Source organism: Raoultella sp. T31 (assembly GCF_002806725.1).
Taxonomy (GTDB): domain Bacteria; phylum Pseudomonadota; class Gammaproteobacteria; order Enterobacterales; family Enterobacteriaceae; genus Klebsiella; species Klebsiella electrica.
This window is the reverse complement of sequence record NZ_PIBO01000027.1, coordinates 53,595-70,391: the sequence shown is the minus strand read 5'-3', so window position 1 is coordinate 70,391 and position 16,797 is coordinate 53,595. Positions and strand designations below refer to the sequence as shown.

The window sequence follows — 16,797 nt, the reverse complement described above, 5'->3', positions numbered from 1 at the left end:
GGCTATCTTCCCGGCTCGCGCTGCGCTCAGCCGGGCTACGGGTTACAGCCATCTGCAGTCGGTAGCCCGGGTAAGGCGTTGACGCCGCGACCCGGGAATACTCTGCGGTCTACTTCACTTCCTGGAATCCCTGCTCTTTGAGCAATTTCTCTGACTCCGCCATCGAGACATCCTTGAGCGCGCAGTTGGTGAACATCGACCCCGGCAGCTTACACAGTTCGCTAATCTGGGCCTGGGTAAAATCAACGCTGAGATGCTCCAGGGCATAGCTGTCTTGATAATCGATGCGCTGTTCCACACCCTTTACATGGTGATAAACGCTGCTCATCTGCTCATCTGCTCATCTGCTCATCTGCTCATCTGCTCGATCAACGCCTGCGCCTGCTCTTTACTGGCGGCACCGATACTCTGATAGGGAATGGTGTTATTCGCATCCTGACGCAGCACTTTGTCACCGGTGTAATGGTAGGTAAAACTCAGCTCGATGCCGTTGGCGGTACGGGTGAAGGTTTTGCTCTCTTCTTTTGGGTTATCGCAGCCCGAGAGGCCGACAACCAGCAGGCAGACCGCCACAGCGGCCGCCAGCTTGCGGTAAAGTTTCATCACAGTCCTTATGTTGGTCATGAGGGGCGTCGCGTTTATCAGACGATATGTCGATTGATTATTGTCACGATTGCCGTCGCGCGCAATGCGCAGAAAAGGCAGAATCGTCCGGCGGCGAGGGCGAAAGGACGAAAAAAAAGCGCTGCCGGAGCAGCGCTTGATGCGGGATTATTTTACCTGCTGACCCGGCTGGGCGCCGCTGTCAGGGCTTAACAGGAAGATATCCTTCCCGCCAGGACCTGCCGCCATCACCATCCCTTCCGAGATGCCGAAGCGCATTTTACGCGGCGCCAGGTTGGCGACCATCACCGTCAGGCGACCGATCAACGCCTGCGGATCCGGGTAGGCGCTGCGAATGCCGGAGAAGACATTACGTTTCTCGCCGCCCAGATCGAGGCTCAGGCGCAGCAGCTTGTCAGAACCGCCGACAAATTCGGCGTTTTCAATCAGCGCGATGCGCAGATCGACTTTGGCGAAATCGTCAAAGGTGATGGTGTCCTGAATCGGATCGTCCGCCAGCGGGCCGGTGACCGGCGCGGCGGTGGCTTTCACCTCTTCTTTCGAGGCTTCCACCAGGGCTTCAACCTGCTTCATCTCGATGCGGTTGTACAGCGCCTTGAAGGTGTTGACCTTATGCGACAGCAGCGGCTGCTGAATAGCATCCCAGCTCAGTTCGCTGTTGAGGAACGCTTCGGCGCGCGCGGCCAGCTGCGGCAGAACCGGTTTCAGCCAGGTCATCAGCACGCGGAACATATTCAGACCCATGGTGCAGATGGCCTGCAGGTCAGCATCGCGGCCTTCCTGTCTGGCGACCACCCACGGGGCCTGCTCATCAACGTAGCGGTTAGCCACGTCGGCCAGCGCCATAATTTCACGGATGGCTTTGCCGAATTCGCGGCTTTCCCACGCTTCGCCAATGCTTGTTGCCGCATCGGTGAAGGTTTTGTACAGCGCCGGATCGGCCAGCTCAGCGGACAGCATGCCGTCGAAACGCTTATTGATAAAACCGGCGTTGCGCGAGGCGAGGTTAACCACTTTGTTAACGATATCGGCGTTCACGCGCTGGACGAAATCTTCCAGGTTCAGGTCGATATCATCAATGCGGGAAGAGAGCTTGGCGGTGTAGTAATAGCGCAGGCTATCGGCGTCAAAATGGTTCAGCCAGGTGCTGGCCTTGATAAAGGTGCCGCGTGATTTGGACATCTTGGCACCGTTGACCGTCACGTAGCCATGAACGAACAGGTTGGTCGGCTTGCGGAAACCGCTGCCTTCCAGCATCGCCGGCCAGAACAGGCTGTGGAAGTAGACGATATCTTTGCCGATAAAGTGATACAGCTCGGCATCGGAGTCTTTCTTCCAGTAGGCGTCAAAGCTTTCGCTATCGCCGCGTTTGTCGCACAGGTTTTTGAAGGAGCCCATGTAGCCGATCGGCGCATCCAGCCAGACGTAGAAATATTTGCCCGGCGCGTTGGGAATTTCGAAGCCAAAGTACGGCGCGTCGCGGGAAATGTCCCACTGCTGCAGGCCGGATTCGAACCACTCCTGCATTTTGTTCGCCACCTGTTCCTGCAGCGCGCCGCTGCGGGTCCACGCCTGCAGCATTTCGCTAAAGGACGGCAGGTCGAAGAAGAAGTGCTCGGATTCACGCATCACCGGGGTGGCGCCGGACACCACGGATTTCGGGTCGATCAGCTCGGTCGGGCTGTAGGTCGCGCCGCACACTTCGCAGTTATCGCCATACTGATCCGCTGATTTACACTTCGGACAGGTGCCTTTTACGAAACGGTCCGGCAGGAACATGCCTTTTTCCGGATCGTAAAGCTGAGAGATGGTGCGGTTTTTGATAAACCCGTTCTCTTTCAGGCGGCCGTAGATCAGCTCAGACAGCTCGCGGTTCTCGTTGCTGTGCGTCGAGTGGTAGTTGTCATAGCTGATATCAAAGCCCGCAAAATCGGTCTGATGCTCCTGACTCATTTCGCCAATCATCTGCTCCGCAGAGATGCCAAGCTGCTGAGCCTTCAGCATGATCGGCGTGCCGTGGGCGTCGTCGGCGCAGATGAAGTTGACCTCGTTGCCGCGCATTCGCTGGTAACGGACCCAGACATCAGCCTGGATGTGCTCCAGCATGTGGCCGAGGTGGATTGAGCCGTTAGCGTACGGCAGCGCGCACGTTACCAGAATTTTCTTCGCGACTTGAGTCATAGTGGGCATTACATCTTCTGTTGTAAAAAGGGCTTTTGATATTACCAAAAGGGCACTGGGTGCGCCATAAATGGCTGACCATATATGGATAATCTCAGCTGTGATAAACTCAGTAATTACTGAAAGCCTCTCATAACAACAAAGGAGTCGGGATGAATTCGCAATCCCAGGCCAAATCCCCCGAACGTCTACGCGCGATGGTCGCCGGAACGTTGGCTAATTTCCAGCACCCCACTTTGCAGCATAATCTCACCGCGCTGAAAGCACTGCACCACGTCGCCTGGCTTGATGATACCGTGCATATCGAGATCCAGATGCCGTTCGTCTGGCACAGCGCTTTTGAAGATTTAAAAGAGCAATGTAGCGCCGACCTGCTGCGCATTACCGGCGCGCAGGCGATTGACTGGAAGCTGTCGCACAACATCGCCACGTTGAAGCGGGTAAAAAATCAGCCGGGCGTCAACGGGGTCAAAAATATTATTGCCGTCAGCTCCGGCAAAGGTGGGGTGGGTAAATCCTCCACGGCGGTGAACCTGGCGCTGGCGCTGGCCGCGGAAGGGGCCAAGGTCGGGATCCTTGATGCCGATATTTATGGCCCGTCAATTCCCACCATGCTGGGGGCGGAAGATCAGCGGCCGACCTCGCCAGACGGCACCCATATGGCGCCGATTATGAAATTTGGCCTCGCCACCAACTCCATCGGCTACCTGGTGACCGACGATAACGCCATGGTATGGCGCGGTCCGATGGCCAGCAAGGCGCTGCTGCAGATGCTGCAGGAGACGCTGTGGCCGGATCTGGATTACCTGGTGCTGGATATGCCGCCGGGCACTGGCGACATTCAACTGACGCTGGCGCAGAATATCCCGGTCACCGGCGCGGTGGTGGTGACGACGCCGCAGGATATCGCGCTGATCGATGCGAAAAAAGGCATCGTGATGTTTGAGAAGGTGGACGTTCCGGTGCTGGGCATCGTCGAAAACATGAGCATGCATATTTGCAGCAACTGCGGTCACCATGAGCCGATTTTCGGCACCGGCGGCGCCGAAAAACTGGCGGAGCAATATCACACTCAGCTGCTGGCCCAGCTGCCGCTGCACATCAATCTGCGCGAAGACCTGGATAACGGTAAGCCGACCGTGGTCGCCCGTCCGGAGAGCGAGTTCAGCGAAATTTACCGTCAGCTGGCGGGACGCGTGGCGGCCCAACTCTACTGGCAGGGGGAAGTGATTCCCGGTGAGATTGCCTTCCGCGCGGTTTAACGCCGCCCTATGACAAACGCCCTGTGTTTCGCTATCCGTAATGGACAGAAGAAACGCAGGGCGTTTGCGTTAGCGCGATATCTGGCGGCAATTAGTGCTGATAGAAGATCTCGCCATCGTAAATTTTGACAATTTTGCCTTCAGGTTCGGTGACCAGCACGTAGCTACCGCCCATGTAGGTCCAGTGACTATTGGCTTCCGGGGCGGGCAGATTGCGCAACTGCCACTGTTTAATGGTGTATTCCGGGGTCATATATAACGCGGGTACGGTATCGCCGACGCGAAACTGCTGGAAGTCCGAAGTGACCCCGTCCAGTTCATATTTCTGCAGTTCAGCGGCGGAAGCCGCCCAAACGCTACTGGTGCAGGCCAACAGTGCGCCCAGCAGCATCATTTTTGTTTTACGCATAATTTCCTCATTATTATCCTGGATTACCCTGGACACAAAATTGCAGCCTCGTATCATTCCTGAAGCATGGCCGGGAAGGCAAGCGTTGGTTGCGTTAAAAATGTAAGAAAACGATGGGCCGGTTGCCTGATTTGGCGCTGAGCGGCTGTTTTGAGAACAATCCGGGTAACAGGATTCGGGAGTCGATATGTTCAGACTGGAAGATCTGACGCTATTTGTTCGGGCGGCGGCGCTGGGTAGCTTCAGCGATGCGGCGCGGGAGGTCGGGCAGCAGCCGGCGCAGGTGAGCGCGGCGATTAAGCGCCTGGAGACCACGCTCAATATTCGTCTTTTCGCGCGCTCCACCCGCAGCTTACGTCTGACGCCCGAAGGGGAAACCTGGCTGCCCTATGCCACCCAGATGCTGGATACGCTGCATGCCGGGCTGCAAAAAATTCAGGTCCCGGATGACGAGGTCCGCGGGACGTTGCAAATTGCGGTGCCCTCCGACCTGGGGCGCAATCTGCTGCTGAACGTTTTTCGCGCCTTCCGCCAGCGGCACCCGGCGCTGAAACTGCGCATTCTCTTTTCCGACCATCGGACCGATGTGTTTAAAGATCCGGTCGACGTGGCCTTTCGCTATGGCGACAACGACGACGCCTCGTTTATTTCCCTCCCCGTGGCGCCGGAAAACCGACGGGTGCTGGTGGCTTCTCCGCAGTGGATTGCCAGGCACGGCGATCCGCAAACGCCGGAGGCGCTGGCGCAACACAATGCGCTACTGTACGTGCTGCGCGGCAGGCAGTTCGATCGCTGGACCTTAAGTCTCAACGGCGTGGTTGAACATATGCAGGTCTCCGGCGCCATCATCAGCGACGACGCCGAGGTGATTCGCCGCCTCGCCATTGCGGGGGAGGGCTTTGCCTATAAGTCTGCGCTGGATGTCAGCGACGATATTCGCGCCGGGCGCCTGCAGATGCTACTGCCGCACTATCAGGGAGACCGCGTCCCGCTCAATATGATTTGTCCGCACCGCAAGCAGCTTTCTGCGGCGGTGCGGTTGCTCTATGAAGAGGTCAAAGCGCACTGTGAAACGGTGCAGGCTGACGCGCTACGCGGGCCTGTAGACGCTTAGTGCTTCACCAGGGTGGCGAAATAATAGACCAGCGGAACGGCGAGGATCCATAAACCGAGCGGGATTTCTCGCCACTTTCCGGCAACCGTTTTAATCATGATGTAAAACAGCAGTCCGCCGGCGATACCGGTGCCGAAGCTGTTGGCAATCAGGGTGATCATCACCATCATTAATACCGGCAGCCCGTCGGTGAAGCTGGAGAGATCGACTTTGCGCAGGCCGCTGAACATGTTGAGGCCAATCAGGATCAGCGCTGGAGCGGTGGCCTCTTTTGGGATCATCAGGGCGATCGGCGTAAACAGCAGCATCAGCAGGAACATCACCGCCGCGGCCAGCGCGGTGAGCCCGGTTTTGCCACCCGCTTCGGCGGCGGCGGAAGATTCGATCAGCGCGGTCGCCGCCGGGATCCCCAGCCACGGGCCGATGGCCGCCGCAATCGAGTCGACCATAAACGGCCGGTTGATGTGCGGCATATTGCCTTCTTCATCCAGCAGTCCCGCTTCGCCGCCCACCGCCAGCGTGGTGCCCATGGTGGAGAAAAACTCAGAGGCGAAAAAGACAAACAGGAACGGCAGGAAAGCAATATTCAGCGCACCCAGCATATCGACGTGGCCGAAGACCGGCGCCAGCGAGTGCGGCATCGCGATAAAGCTGTCCGGCAGACGGGTGACCCCCGCCGGAATCCCCACCAGGGTGGCAAACAGAATCGCCCATAAAATGGCGCCCGGGATGCGCCGCGCCTGTAGCGCAATGGCCAGAAACAGGCCGCACAGCGCCACCAGCGCGCCGGGAGACAAGAAATCACCCAGCATCAGAGCATTGGTTTTGGCATTCGCCAGCACCAGGCCAGCATTGCGAAAACCGAGCACCGCCACGAACAGCCCGATAGAGGCCGTCAGCCCCAGTTTGATCGACTGGGGAACCGAACGGGTGACCACTTCGCGCAGGCCGAATTTGGTTAACAGAAAGAACAGAATACCTGACCAGCAGGCGATGCCGAGGCCAGTCTGCCAGCCGATCCCTTCGCTACCGGCCAGCGTGACGCCTACCAGCACCGAGCCGCCGATGCCTGGACCAACGATAAACGGCAGGTTAGCGTAAAACGCCATCAGCAGCGTACTGGCGACGAAAACCAGAATCGTTCCCGTGGTGACGGCGCCTTTGTCCATGCCACCCGCCGCCAGCAGGCCGGGGATGACCACCAGCAGATAGGCGGCGGCGAGAAAGCCGGTGACCCCCGCGAGGCACTCGGTACGTAGCGTGCTGCCGCGCGAGCGCAGGGCAAAACGGCGCTCCAGCCAGCTTCCTTGTGTTGCGGTGTGCAGTGTGTTGTCGGCCATGCTCAGGCTCCCCGGTGATTATTGTTGTGAGGGTTGGTGGCCGGGGTTTCCCGGCAGACTATCAGCGGTTCGACAATCTGGCGGGTGGTGCCGTCGGTCAAACCTAAATCGGTCAAATGGGGGCCGGCATTGCAGGCGAGGCAGGTTCCCTCGATGGCCTTAAATACCCGGTAGGGCGGCTCCCAGTCGGCAATTTCTGCGCTCAGGTCGCGTAATTCGCCGAACTGCCGCGCCAGCTCCGCCGCTGGAAGTTCGGAAAGCATGCCGGCAATTGGCATCGCCACATGGGCGAGAATGGCCCCCTGGCGGGAGAGCGCCATCCCGCCGCCGGAGGCAATCAGCCGGTTGGCGGCCAGCGCCATATCCTCCGCGCTGCGTCCCAGCACCACCAGATTGTGTGAATCGTGCGAGTAGCTGGTGGCGATAGCGCCGCGCAGCTCACCCCAGCCTTCAAGCAGGGCGATTTGCGGCGTCGCCTGATGGCGACCGTGGCGATGCTTCACCCAAATCAGGCTAAATCCCTCCGGCAGCTGAACTTCGCCGTGGCGCACCTGCACCTCGACCGCTCCCCACTGCGTAAAGCGCGCGCCGCGAATATGCCGCAGGCGGGCAACGCCATGGACAATACCGGGTACCCGTAGCACAAAATCATCCGCGCTCAGCGGCGCCAGACGCAGCGTATTGCGCGGCGGGGTGACCCCCTCGGCGGCAGGTATGGGCTGAAGCAGCGCGCCGTCGCGGGCGACCAGTTTCCCGGCGACGTACACTTCACGGGCCTTGAGCTTCTCCAGCGAATCAAAGACCACCAGGTCGGCGCGGCGACCGGCGGCAATCAGCCCTGAATCGTGACGCTGCAGGCGAATGGCGGCGTTCAGCGTGGCGAAACGCAGGACGTCGGTGGCGGCGAGACCGTGTTCAATCAGCAGGTTGAGCAGGGCGATAATACCGCCTTTTTCCAACAGCAGATCCGGTGGCACATCGTCAGTGCACACCGTTATCTGCGAGGAGAGGTGCGGCAGGGTTTTCAGGGCCTTGACGATATCCGGCAGCAGATACGGGTGCGAGCCGCGAATTTCGAGGGTCAAACCGGCGCGCAGCTTTTCCAGCGCGTCTTCCGCGGAGGTCAGCTCATGATCGGAGGTGACGCCCGCCGCGAGGTAGGCCTGGAGATCGGCACCGCTCAGCCCGCGGGCGTGGCCTTCAATCAACTTGCCGCTGTCGAGACCGGCCTGAACAATCTCCTGCATGCGGGCGCTGCCGTTAAGCACGCCATGCATGTCCATGACTTCCGCCACGCCGCGTACTTCCGGCCATGCCAGCATGGTCGCCATCTCCGCCCCGGCAAAATCGGCGCCGGACATTTCCAGCCCCGGTGTCGAGGGCACGCTGGAGGGGGCGGCGACCATTACCTGTAGCGGCAGGTGGCGGCTGGCGGCGATGGCATAGCGCACGCCTTCGACTCCGAGGACGTTGGCCAGCTCATGCGGGTCCCAGAAGACCGCCGTGGTGCCTTGGGCGAGGACAATTTCCGCGTAGCGCTCGGGAGGGAGGTGGGAACTTTCGAGATGGACATGGGTATCCATTAGCCCCGGCGACAGATAGGCACCATCCAGCGCATGGCACTGGTGGGCATCGGCGCGGCTGCCGCGCGGGTGCACGCTGGCGATCATTTCGCCGGTGATGCCGACATCGGCTTCGCGGACTTCGCCGGTGACCATGTCGACTATCTGCGCCCCGGTCAGTAACAGGTCAAAAGGTATTTCGCCCCGGGCGGCCATGACGGCGCGGCGGCGGTTTTCAGCATTGCTGGACATAACAACTCCGGCACAAGGATAATGGGGCTACTCTAGGGGCACGGCAAACGTTTGCCCAGATGAATAAATTTATCACCCGATAAGCCCGGGTTATTCTGCCCGATTACTCTTAGCGAAGAATAAGATGACCGAACCGTGGCAGCGCCTGCCTGCGCTTTCTCTTAAACAGCTGCAGTACTTTGTTACCCTGGCGGAGCTGCGTCATTTTACCGATACCGCAAGTCGTCTGGCCATCAGCCAACCGGCGTTGAGCAGCGCGCTGCGGCAAATCGAAACGGTGCTGGGCGGCAAGCTGGTGAACCGCACCGCCTCGTCGGTCACGCTGACCGAACTGGGCGCCGCCATTCTGCCGCACGCCCGGCGCGTGCTGAGCGTGGCCCAGCTGGCGTTTCATGATATGGAACAGATCGTGGCGGCTGGCGGCGATGGTACCGTGCGCATTGGTCTGGTGCCTTCGGTGAGCTCGCTGCTCTTTCCACTGCTGCCGCAGGTGCTGGCGCAAACTTTTCCCCGCCTGCGGGTCGAGTTCCACGATCAGACCAATGATGCGCTGGTGCGCGAGCTGCAAAGCGGGCAGATTGATTTCGGTATCGGCGCCATCGACAGCTCGCTACCCGCCGCGTTACAGGTCTACCCGCTGCGTGAAGACCCGTTTGTGGCAGTGCTGCATGGTGACGATCCGCTGGCAGATCAGCCGCACCTGCCGTGGAAACTTCTGGCCGGACGCGATATTGCGGTGTTCTCGAAAGGGAATATCCAGCGGCTGGTTGGCGCGCTGGCGGAGAGCCATCGTCTGACGCTGAACACGCGTTTTCAGGTGGACTATATTGAAACGTTGTATGGCCTGGTGCGCTCGCGTCTGGCGATTGCCATCCTGCCCGAACTGTATACCACCCATCTGCAGGACCCGGTGCTGAAAATCGCGCAGCTCCAGCAGCCGGCGCTGGCGCGGACCGTGGCGTTAATGCGCGGGCCGCAGCCATTGCCGCCGCTGATTGAGCAGTGTTTTACGCTGCTGCTCAATTCGCTACGCGAGTCGTCCGCGCGGTTCAGGGCAGATGCCTGATCAGCACGTCTATCGTCAGATGATTAATATACTCCAGCGAGTGAGATGCCATCACTCCCAGCAGGCGGTTGCGGTGCCCGGCGATAATCAGGTCGATCCCCCGCTGATTTACGCAGGCTTCGACATCTTCAAAACGGCGGGTGGTGACCAGCGACAGGGTTTGCACCGGCAGTGAGACGCTGGCGGCCAGTTCATTGAGCAGCACTTTCGCCTGCAGCACCTCCTGAGACACATCATCATTCAGCAGGCTGTCGGAAACGTAATTCAGCGTCCGATAGTCGGTGCTGATATGGGCGAGCGTGATGCGCATAGCGTTCTCTTCCGCCATTCTGGCCGCATGCTGGAGCAGCAGAACGCCGTCCTGGCTGCTGTTAATCAGCACCAGGGCATGATGATAAACGGGCATAGCCGTACCTCGGATGGTTATCTGCGGAAAACAGTATTCCCACGGCTAATCTTGTGCCTGGGGAGCGGGGAAAGCAAATCTATGTGTGCGCAGAAAGGGTGGGGAAGATCTTTATCAAGCGTAAAGGCTGTGGGGGGGATACCGAGACGTGTTGCAACGTTGGAAACAAAATGACCGCGATTTGAGAAGTATCTTACGGATGCCAGGCCTACGGCGCTAAATGGTTTTTGTTGCCTGAAATCAGAACTTTCACGGAAAAAAATCTTTCCTCTATCCGATTGTACGGGAGTACGATAAATAACCAGTTCAATTACGGAGTAGAGGGATTTTGAATGCCTGTAAATGAGAGGATTAATGTAACATCGGGAACACCGATTAACCCCGGAGGCGTGAGACTTATCACAATGGGTGAGATCGCGTTAGCAAGATCACTTTATGGCTATGGCCTCAGATACAATCAAATTTGGGTGCATCGGGAAAGCTATTTACCGTTCAACCTACAGCCTGTTGATGTTGCTATGAGCCCAAATGGTGAAATGTGGTTTAGGGAAGACACCTATTCTCACGATTTCTCGATGGAAGCGGACGTACAGAAAAAACATAGATTCATGCACGAAATGATGCACGTATGGCAAGCACAGCACGGAATGTTTGTTAGAACAAGAGGATTAATCTCCCGTTTTGCTGATTACAGCTACAGCTTAGATAAAGCTGATATTCGTCATTACAGTTTAGAACAACAAGCCTCTTTAGTTAGTGATTATTGGTTATTGCAAACTTATGGCTTTAGAAAATACATGTATCTTCCTGCGCTACGAGATTACTCTCCTGAAGAGTCTGATTACTCATTGCTCCAAAGATACAGAAGTGTGATGAAAGGATTTCCAGCATGAAGAGATTAACTATTCTACCTTTACTTTTCCTTCTTTCCGGTTGCCCTGGCGGTAATCCTGCACCACACGCAAGAACGACATTTATCAATGGCGAACATCTTTGTTTCAGCGCAGATAATAAAGATGTATTGAACTATTACACTGTTGATACAAGTGAAAACGGTAAAACAGAAACAGTAGTTAGTTCTGGTTATAATAAGTTAAACTCTTCTTATCCGGCTAATTGTATCGATGTTAAATGGAAGAATAATCACACCTATGTGGTCAACTATGGGTTAAATGATAAGAAGTACGTTCACGAATTTTTTATTGACAACAATGGAAAGTTAACCAGGTAAGGAGATCGAAATGTCATTGCCAGCTTATTTATTCCTTTACGATGAAAATGGAATGCAAATTATAGGTGATTGTTTGGCGTTAGGCCGTGAGGGTGCTATTGAGATCATGAATAGTAGCTACGGTGTAAGGCAAGGCGTAGATAGCTGCACGGGAAGCATGACGGGAGCACGGCAGCATGATCCCGTGACCATTCATAAGCAACTGGACAAAGTGAGTCCGTATCTTGCTATTGCTGTATGTGAAGGTAGACGCTTGCAGAAAGCAGTGATCAAATATTATGAAATAATCGAGGCTGGAATAGAAACAGAAATTTATAACATTACTCTTGAAAGCGTTGCTATTTCCTCCGTTGATTTCTCACATGTTTATTATCCTGGCAGTACATCTCCAAACATGCACGAGGTGGTGGGGTTTCGATTCCGTGGGATTGAATGGAATTATGTCAGAGGGAATATTAAATACGATGACGCATGGATGAAAGCAAAGAAAGAAGAGCAGAAGACACAATAAAATAAGCCTAAACGGTGATTTGTATTAGTCGCGACTTGATCTGACATATGGCCTTGAAAGGCTGAGAGTTACCGGTTTTGATATGGGTGTCGAATCCTTATACAAAACACGAGGTAACTCTCATGCTTCATACTACCAATCCCGTCATCAAACACAAAACGGGTTTGCTCAATCTGGCTGAAGAACTCAGCAACGTATCTAAAGCCTGTAAAATCATGGGCGTCTCCCGTGATACGTTTTACCGCTATCGTGAACTGGCTGATGAAGGCGGTGTGGACGCGCTGATTAACCGCAGCCGACGCGCTCCCAATCTCAAAAATCGTACTGACGATGCAACTGAACAGGCCGTTGCTGATTGTGCTATTGCGTTCCCTGCTCATAGCCAACACCGGACCAGCAATGAGCTGCGTAAACAGGGCGTTTTTATCTCAGGAAGTGGTGTCCGTTCTGTCTGTCTGCGCCACAACCTTGAGAATTTCAAAAAGCGCCTTAAAGCTCCGGAAGAAAAAGTGGCTCGTGAGGGTATCGAACTGACTGACAGCCAGATCGCCGCGCTGGAACGTAAAGCCAGTGATGACGAGGCCTGTGGCGAAATTGAAACCGCTCATCCGGGTCATCTGGGATCTCAGGACACGTTCTACGTGGGCAACCTGAAAGGTGTTGGACGTATTTATCAACAGACATTCGTGGATACCTACTCGAAGGTCGCTCACTGCAAGCTGTATATCACCAAAACGCCGATTACAGCGGCAGATCTGCTGAATGACCGTGTGCTACCGTTCTACGCGTCTCAGGACTGCCAGTGCTGAGAATACTGACTGACAGAGGCACAGAGTACTGTGGCAAAGTAGAACAACATGATTATCAGCTTTATCTGGCAATAAATGATATCGACCACACGAAGACCAAAGCGATGTCGCCGCAGACGAACGGCATCTGCGTACGGTTCCACAGGACGATCTTGCAGGAGTTTTATCAGGTAGCATTCCGCAAAAAACTGTATGGCGAACTCGATACATTACAGTCGGATCTTGATGAATGGCTGGTTCACTATAATAATGAGCGAACCCATCAGGGAAAAATGTGTTGTGGCCGGACACCAATGGAAACATGACTTGATGGAAAACACATCTGGGCTGAGAAAAATTTAAGCCAGATGTAATCTGAAAGACACCTGTATAAATAACCGGTAACTGTCAGCTCAGGTCTGAGCTAATATAAATAATACGCATTTTATTCTTCTTAAGAATGCCGGTTCAGTTGCTTTCCTCCTGTTGGTTTTTTTTGAACTTTGTCTTCCAGCGCGGAAAAGTTTTCTTTCCTGATGTTGAAAGTATGCAGAGGATTATTTATCTGCATTTGAAATCAAAACCTGTTTTTTGTAATGTAAAGTTTGCCCGTTTTAGTTTTGAACTCACCGGGATAACGTATAGCGCTGATGGGGCCTCATTTTGACGTCGCCTTAAATGACTCTGAGGTCCTGTTACCCGCGGCGGATCCAATCCGGGTGAAGGTCATATAAACTACGCAATGAAAACAGACCTGCATCCATTCTGGATATTTACCCTAAGGCGATCATACGATGATTAAACGTATCAGAATATGTCAGTCCGTCGTCGTTTCCTTGAGCGGAATAATATTACTTTTCGCTACTAGCGCGCAGGCTTCCGGCGACCGCCGAGTTGTTCAACCACCACAGCTGTCGCAACCTGTTTGTACGACCCTCTCACCGGAAGCGCATCAGAGCAGCACCAGCGTACAGCACCGTCTGCAGCAGGCCCTGAACCAATGTCCCGCAGGTCAGGCCGTACGCCTGACCTCTGGTCCGCAGGGCAATACGTTCAAAAGTGGTCCGTTACAAATACCCTCTGGCGTATTTCTGCGACTTGATGCAGGGAGTGTGTTGCTCGCAGATAATGACCCCCGACGCTATGACACAGGACAGGGACATTGTGGAACCATCGACCAGAAAGGGGGCGGCTGCAGGGCTTTTATTTCTATGGTCAACAGCGTCGGCGGCGGGATTGAAGGGGAAGGGACGATTGACGGGCAGGGAGGTGAACGAATAGTCGGTCAGAATGAAACATGGTGGGAAATGGCGCGCCGTGCCCAATCTGTTACCGGCGGCAGGCAGAACGCCCCGAGATTAATTCAGATAGATGATGCGCATGATATTGTCATTTATGGCGTGCGCCTGCGTCATGCTCCAAACTTTCATATCGTTCTCAACCATGTCCAGGGGGCAACTCTGTGGGGCGTTATTATTGATACGCCTGCGACGGCAAGAAATACGGACGGAATAGACCCCGGGGCCTCGCAGGATGTCACCATTACTCACAGTTTCATTCGTACCGGTGATGACAATATTGCCATCAAAGCCGGAAGCGGGCCTTCACGACACCTGTCCATCACGGACAATCACTTCTATTCAGGGCACGGCATGTCTATCGGAAGTGAGGTGAACGCGGGCGTCAGCGACGTACTGGTCCGTAACCTTACGCTTGACGGGACCACATCAGGATTGCGTATTAAAAGTGATGCCAGTCGTGGAGGGTTGGTCAGCGATATTCTGTATTTGCACATCTGTATGCGCAACACGCGCTGGCCCGTTTCGTTTGATACCCACTATTCGCCGACAGCTTCCGGTACATCTCTTCCGGAATACCGGAATATTATACTGCGGGATGTCAATGCCAGCGGCGACCGGCCTGCCACGGTCATTCTGCGGGGGTATGACGCTTCACATCCTCTTATGGTCCGGATGGATGGCGTAACATTCAGTTCCGGCACCCAATGGGTAACAGAATTTGCCCGCTTAACATCTGGCGCAAACGGTATACAGCCCTCGCCACCAGCAACCATTAACCCTGTAGCCGCGCATTACTCACCGATTGACTGCTCTGAGCAATGGGTTCTTTTTCCGGCATAGTGGTATTGCCTTCTCACTCAGCGGGCAGGCGCATCTGATAAACCTCCGGCGATAGCGGAGGATAGTGATGATCCCGGTTTAAAGAATCGCCTGGGACACAATCCGGGGCACATGCAGGTTTTAACGCTTGTTTGTTGGACTTCCCGCTGGCATTATCCTCAGCAGGGATTAACGCGACGTTAATCGCAAGTATTTGATTTTGATTTAAATGACTCGGGGTGCCCTTCTTCGTGAAGGCTGAGAAATACCCGTACCACCTGATCTGGATAATGCCAGCGTAGGGAAGTCAGAGACCAAAGGGTCGTTGCTTCTTCATCGCCTGGCTGGAGCTAACGATGCAAGCTGAGCCTCTCAATTCCGCGCATATTGCGCATCTGCAACATCTCTTTCGCCATCATTCCCCCCTTGTTCACTGCATGACTAACGATGTGGTACAGACCTTTACTGCCAACGTCCTGCTGGCGGTCGGCGCCTCGCCCGCGATGGTGATTGATCCGCAGGAGGCGAGCCAGTTTGCGGCGATAGCGGATGCGCTGCTGATTAACGTCGGAACCTTAACCGTCGATCGTGCGCAGGCAATGCGCGCTGCGGCGCTCAGTGCGCAAAGCGCGGGCAAGCCGTGGGCGCTGGATCCGGTGGCGGTCGGGGCGTTAACTTTGCGCAGCGCGTTTTGTCATGAATTGCTGAGCCTGCAACCGGCCGCCATTCGCGGCAATGCGTCCGAGATTATGGCGCTGGCCGGAATGAGCGGTGGCGGGCGCGGGGTCGATACTACCGATACCGCGGCGGCGGCGCTGCCCGCCGCGCAGGCACTGGCGCGGCAGATCAGTACCATCGTCGCGGTGACCGGTGAAGTGGATTACATCACCGACGGTCAGAGAACACGTGCGGTTACCGGCGGCGATCGATTAATGACCCGGGTTGTGGGGACCGGCTGCGCGCTTTCGGCGGTGGTGGCGGCCAGTACCGCCATGCCAGGCGATCGTCTCGAAAACGTCGCCGCCGCCTGCGGCCTGATGAAACAGGCGGGCGGTGCGGCGGCGCACGGCAGAGGACCGGGCAGCTTTATCCCGGCGTTTCTCGACGCGCTGTACGGGGAGAACAACGGATGAAACGCATTAATGCGCTGACCATCGCCGGTACCGATCCCAGCGGCGGTGCGGGGATCCAGGCCGACCTGAAAACCTTCTCTGCCCTCGGGGCCTACGGCTGTTCGGTGATCACCGCGCTGGTGGCGCAAAACACCCGCGGCGTGCAGTCGGTCTATCGCATCGACCCGGATTTTGTTGCCGCGCAGCTGGATTCGGTATTCAGCGACGTCCGCATCGATACCACGAAAATTGGCATGCTGGCGGAAACGGATATCGTCGAAGCCGTAGCGGAGCGTTTAGCGCGCTATCGGATTAACAACGTTGTCCTGGATACGGTGATGCTGGCGAAAAGCGGCGATCCGCTGCTCTCGGCTTCGGCGGTGGCGACGTTACGCACCCGCCTGCTGCCGCAGGTTTCGCTGATCACGCCGAATCTGCCGGAGGCGGCGGCGCTGCTGGATGCGCCGCACGCGCAGAATGAAAAAGAGATGCTGGAGCAGGGGCGGGCGCTGCTGGCGATGGGCTGTGGCGCGGTGCTGATGAAAGGCGGTCATCTCGACAACGCGGAAAGCCCGGACTGGCTGTTTACCCGCGATGGCGAGCAGCGCTTCACCGCGCCGCGCGTCCAGACTAAAAATACCCACGGAACCGGCTGTACGCTCTCCGCGGCGCTGGCGGCGCTGCGCCCACGCTATCGCGACTGGGGAGAGACGGTGGCCGAGGCCAAAGGCTGGCTTTCTGCGGCGCTGGCGCAGGCGGATTCGCTGGAGGTGGGCCACGGTATCGGGCCGGTTCACCATTTCCACGCGTGGTGGTAAG

General features: G+C 56.2%; 16 protein-coding genes, 1 pseudogene and 1 riboswitch. Of the genes and pseudogenes, 10 read left to right on the top strand and 7 right to left on the bottom strand.

Going from position 1 to position 16,797, the window contains the following annotated elements:
• Nucleotides 1-109 precede the first annotated feature (109 nt).
• The 3 genes from CWM52_RS27000 to metG all read right to left on the bottom strand — a co-directional run bounded on the left by CWM52_RS27000 (nucleotide 110) and on the right by metG (nucleotide 2,805).
• Nucleotides 110-328: a DUF1307 domain-containing protein gene (locus tag CWM52_RS27000; RefSeq protein ID WP_255410892.1), complete on the bottom strand. Its 219-nt coding sequence runs from the start codon at nucleotides 326-328 to the stop codon at nucleotides 110-112.
• A gap of 20 nt (nucleotides 329-348) precedes the next feature.
• Nucleotides 349-603 carry a DUF1307 domain-containing protein gene (locus CWM52_RS26995; protein ID WP_255410891.1) on the bottom strand — a complete coding sequence of 85 codons (255 nt, stop codon included), beginning with the start codon at nucleotides 601-603 and terminating at the stop codon, nucleotides 349-351.
• 168 nt (nucleotides 604-771) lie between these two features.
• A complete protein-coding gene (metG, locus tag CWM52_RS17545; RefSeq protein WP_100685278.1) occupies nucleotides 772-2,805 on the bottom strand; it encodes a methionine--tRNA ligase in 2,034 nt (677 codons plus the stop codon).
• Between the two features lie 152 nt (nucleotides 2,806-2,957).
• Between metG and apbC the strand changes: the two genes are divergently transcribed.
• Nucleotides 2,958-4,067, top strand: coding sequence for an iron-sulfur cluster carrier protein ApbC (gene apbC / locus CWM52_RS17540; protein WP_100685272.1), 1,110 nt, complete (start codon nucleotides 2,958-2,960; stop codon nucleotides 4,065-4,067).
• A 91-nt stretch (nucleotides 4,068-4,158) separates the two neighbouring features.
• Here apbC and CWM52_RS17535 read toward each other — a convergent pair whose 3' ends face one another.
• A complete protein-coding gene (locus CWM52_RS17535) occupies nucleotides 4,159-4,476 on the bottom strand; it encodes an RcnB family protein (RefSeq protein WP_100685271.1) in 318 nt (105 codons plus the stop codon).
• Nucleotides 4,477-4,663: 187 nt separating this feature from the next.
• Here CWM52_RS17535 and CWM52_RS17530 point away from each other — a divergent pair, with 187 nt between their 5' ends.
• The gene (locus CWM52_RS17530; RefSeq protein ID WP_100685270.1) at nucleotides 4,664-5,590 is read left to right on the top strand and encodes a LysR family transcriptional regulator; all 927 of its coding nucleotides are present in this window, start codon (nucleotides 4,664-4,666) and stop codon (nucleotides 5,588-5,590) included.
• On the opposite strand, the gene CWM52_RS17525 is transcribed toward CWM52_RS17530, so the two are convergent.
• On the bottom strand, nucleotides 5,587-6,930 hold the full coding sequence (locus CWM52_RS17525) for an NCS2 family permease (protein WP_100685269.1): 1,344 nt from the start codon (nucleotides 6,928-6,930) through the stop codon (nucleotides 5,587-5,589). The genes CWM52_RS17530 and CWM52_RS17525 overlap by 4 nt on opposite strands.
• A gap of 2 nt (nucleotides 6,931-6,932) precedes the next feature.
• Nucleotides 6,933-8,744: an adenine deaminase gene (locus CWM52_RS17520; RefSeq protein ID WP_100685268.1), complete on the bottom strand. Its 1,812-nt coding sequence runs from the start codon at nucleotides 8,742-8,744 to the stop codon at nucleotides 6,933-6,935.
• A gap of 124 nt (nucleotides 8,745-8,868) precedes the next feature.
• Here CWM52_RS17520 and CWM52_RS17515 point away from each other — a divergent pair, with 124 nt between their 5' ends.
• The gene (locus CWM52_RS17515) at nucleotides 8,869-9,810 is read left to right on the top strand and encodes a LysR family transcriptional regulator (RefSeq protein ID WP_100685267.1); all 942 of its coding nucleotides are present in this window, start codon (nucleotides 8,869-8,871) and stop codon (nucleotides 9,808-9,810) included.
• Here CWM52_RS17515 and CWM52_RS17510 read toward each other — a convergent pair.
• A complete protein-coding gene (locus CWM52_RS17510; protein WP_100685266.1) occupies nucleotides 9,794-10,216 on the bottom strand; it encodes a universal stress protein in 423 nt (140 codons plus the stop codon). The genes CWM52_RS17515 and CWM52_RS17510 overlap by 17 nt on opposite strands.
• 332 nt (nucleotides 10,217-10,548) lie before the next feature.
• Here CWM52_RS17510 and CWM52_RS17505 point away from each other — a divergent pair, with 332 nt between their 5' ends.
• The 7 genes and pseudogenes from CWM52_RS17505 to thiD all read left to right on the top strand — a co-directional run bounded on the left by CWM52_RS17505 (nucleotide 10,549) and on the right by thiD (nucleotide 16,796).
• A complete protein-coding gene (locus CWM52_RS17505) occupies nucleotides 10,549-11,109 on the top strand; it encodes a type IV secretion protein Rhs (protein WP_100685265.1) in 561 nt (186 codons plus the stop codon).
• A complete protein-coding gene (locus tag CWM52_RS17500) occupies nucleotides 11,106-11,447 on the top strand; it encodes a putative T6SS immunity periplasmic lipoprotein (RefSeq protein WP_100685264.1) in 342 nt (113 codons plus the stop codon). The genes CWM52_RS17505 and CWM52_RS17500 overlap by 4 nt, the downstream gene beginning before the upstream one ends.
• A 10-nt stretch (nucleotides 11,448-11,457) precedes the next feature.
• The gene (locus tag CWM52_RS17495; protein WP_100685263.1) at nucleotides 11,458-11,958 is read left to right on the top strand and encodes an Hcp family type VI secretion system effector; all 501 of its coding nucleotides are present in this window, start codon (nucleotides 11,458-11,460) and stop codon (nucleotides 11,956-11,958) included.
• Between the two features lie 122 nt (nucleotides 11,959-12,080).
• Nucleotides 12,081-13,072, top strand: a pseudogene (locus CWM52_RS17490) (IS481 family transposase).
• 468 nt (nucleotides 13,073-13,540) lie between these two features.
• Complete coding sequence (locus tag CWM52_RS17485) at nucleotides 13,541-14,887, top strand: glycoside hydrolase family 28 protein (protein WP_100685262.1); 1,347 nt, start codon at nucleotides 13,541-13,543, stop codon at nucleotides 14,885-14,887.
• A 204-nt stretch (nucleotides 14,888-15,091) separates the two neighbouring features.
• Nucleotides 15,092-15,188, top strand: a riboswitch (TPP riboswitch).
• A 34-nt stretch (nucleotides 15,189-15,222) separates the two neighbouring features.
• Nucleotides 15,223-15,999 carry a hydroxyethylthiazole kinase gene (gene thiM / locus CWM52_RS17480; RefSeq protein WP_100685261.1) on the top strand — a complete coding sequence of 259 codons (777 nt, stop codon included), beginning with the start codon at nucleotides 15,223-15,225 and terminating at the stop codon, nucleotides 15,997-15,999.
• On the top strand, nucleotides 15,996-16,796 hold the full coding sequence (gene thiD, locus CWM52_RS17475) for a bifunctional hydroxymethylpyrimidine kinase/phosphomethylpyrimidine kinase (RefSeq protein WP_100685260.1): 801 nt from the start codon (nucleotides 15,996-15,998) through the stop codon (nucleotides 16,794-16,796). Before thiM ends, thiD begins: the two co-directional genes overlap by 4 nt.
• Nucleotide 16,797 lies beyond the last annotated feature (1 nt).

Excerpts from the sequence above, each read along its gene's own strand:
- CWM52_RS27000 (WP_255410892.1), bottom strand. The coding sequence starts at position 328 with ATGAGCAGCGTTTATCACCATGTAAAGGGTGTGGAACAGCGCATCGAT.
- CWM52_RS26995 (WP_255410891.1), bottom strand. The coding sequence starts at position 603 with ATGAAACTTTACCGCAAGCTGGCGGCCGCTGTGGCGGTCTGCCTGCTG.
- metG (WP_100685278.1), bottom strand. The coding sequence starts at position 2,805 with ATGACTCAAGTCGCGAAGAAAATTCTGGTAACGTGCGCGCTGCCGTAC.
- apbC (WP_100685272.1), top strand. The coding sequence starts at position 2,958 with ATGAATTCGCAATCCCAGGCCAAATCCCCCGAACGTCTACGCGCGATG.
- CWM52_RS17535 (WP_100685271.1), bottom strand. The coding sequence starts at position 4,476 with ATGCGTAAAACAAAAATGATGCTGCTGGGCGCACTGTTGGCCTGCACC.
- CWM52_RS17530 (WP_100685270.1), top strand. The coding sequence starts at position 4,664 with ATGTTCAGACTGGAAGATCTGACGCTATTTGTTCGGGCGGCGGCGCTG.
- CWM52_RS17525 (WP_100685269.1), bottom strand. The coding sequence starts at position 6,930 with ATGGCCGACAACACACTGCACACCGCAACACAAGGAAGCTGGCTGGAG.
- CWM52_RS17520 (WP_100685268.1), bottom strand. The coding sequence starts at position 8,744 with ATGTCCAGCAATGCTGAAAACCGCCGCCGCGCCGTCATGGCCGCCCGG.
- CWM52_RS17515 (WP_100685267.1), top strand. The coding sequence starts at position 8,869 with ATGACCGAACCGTGGCAGCGCCTGCCTGCGCTTTCTCTTAAACAGCTG.
- CWM52_RS17510 (WP_100685266.1), bottom strand. The coding sequence starts at position 10,216 with ATGCCCGTTTATCATCATGCCCTGGTGCTGATTAACAGCAGCCAGGAC.
- CWM52_RS17505 (WP_100685265.1), top strand. The coding sequence starts at position 10,549 with ATGCCTGTAAATGAGAGGATTAATGTAACATCGGGAACACCGATTAAC.
- CWM52_RS17500 (WP_100685264.1), top strand. The coding sequence starts at position 11,106 with ATGAAGAGATTAACTATTCTACCTTTACTTTTCCTTCTTTCCGGTTGC.
- CWM52_RS17495 (WP_100685263.1), top strand. The coding sequence starts at position 11,458 with ATGTCATTGCCAGCTTATTTATTCCTTTACGATGAAAATGGAATGCAA.
- CWM52_RS17485 (WP_100685262.1), top strand. The coding sequence starts at position 13,541 with ATGATTAAACGTATCAGAATATGTCAGTCCGTCGTCGTTTCCTTGAGC.
- thiM (WP_100685261.1), top strand. The coding sequence starts at position 15,223 with ATGCAAGCTGAGCCTCTCAATTCCGCGCATATTGCGCATCTGCAACAT.
- thiD (WP_100685260.1), top strand. The coding sequence starts at position 15,996 with ATGAAACGCATTAATGCGCTGACCATCGCCGGTACCGATCCCAGCGGC.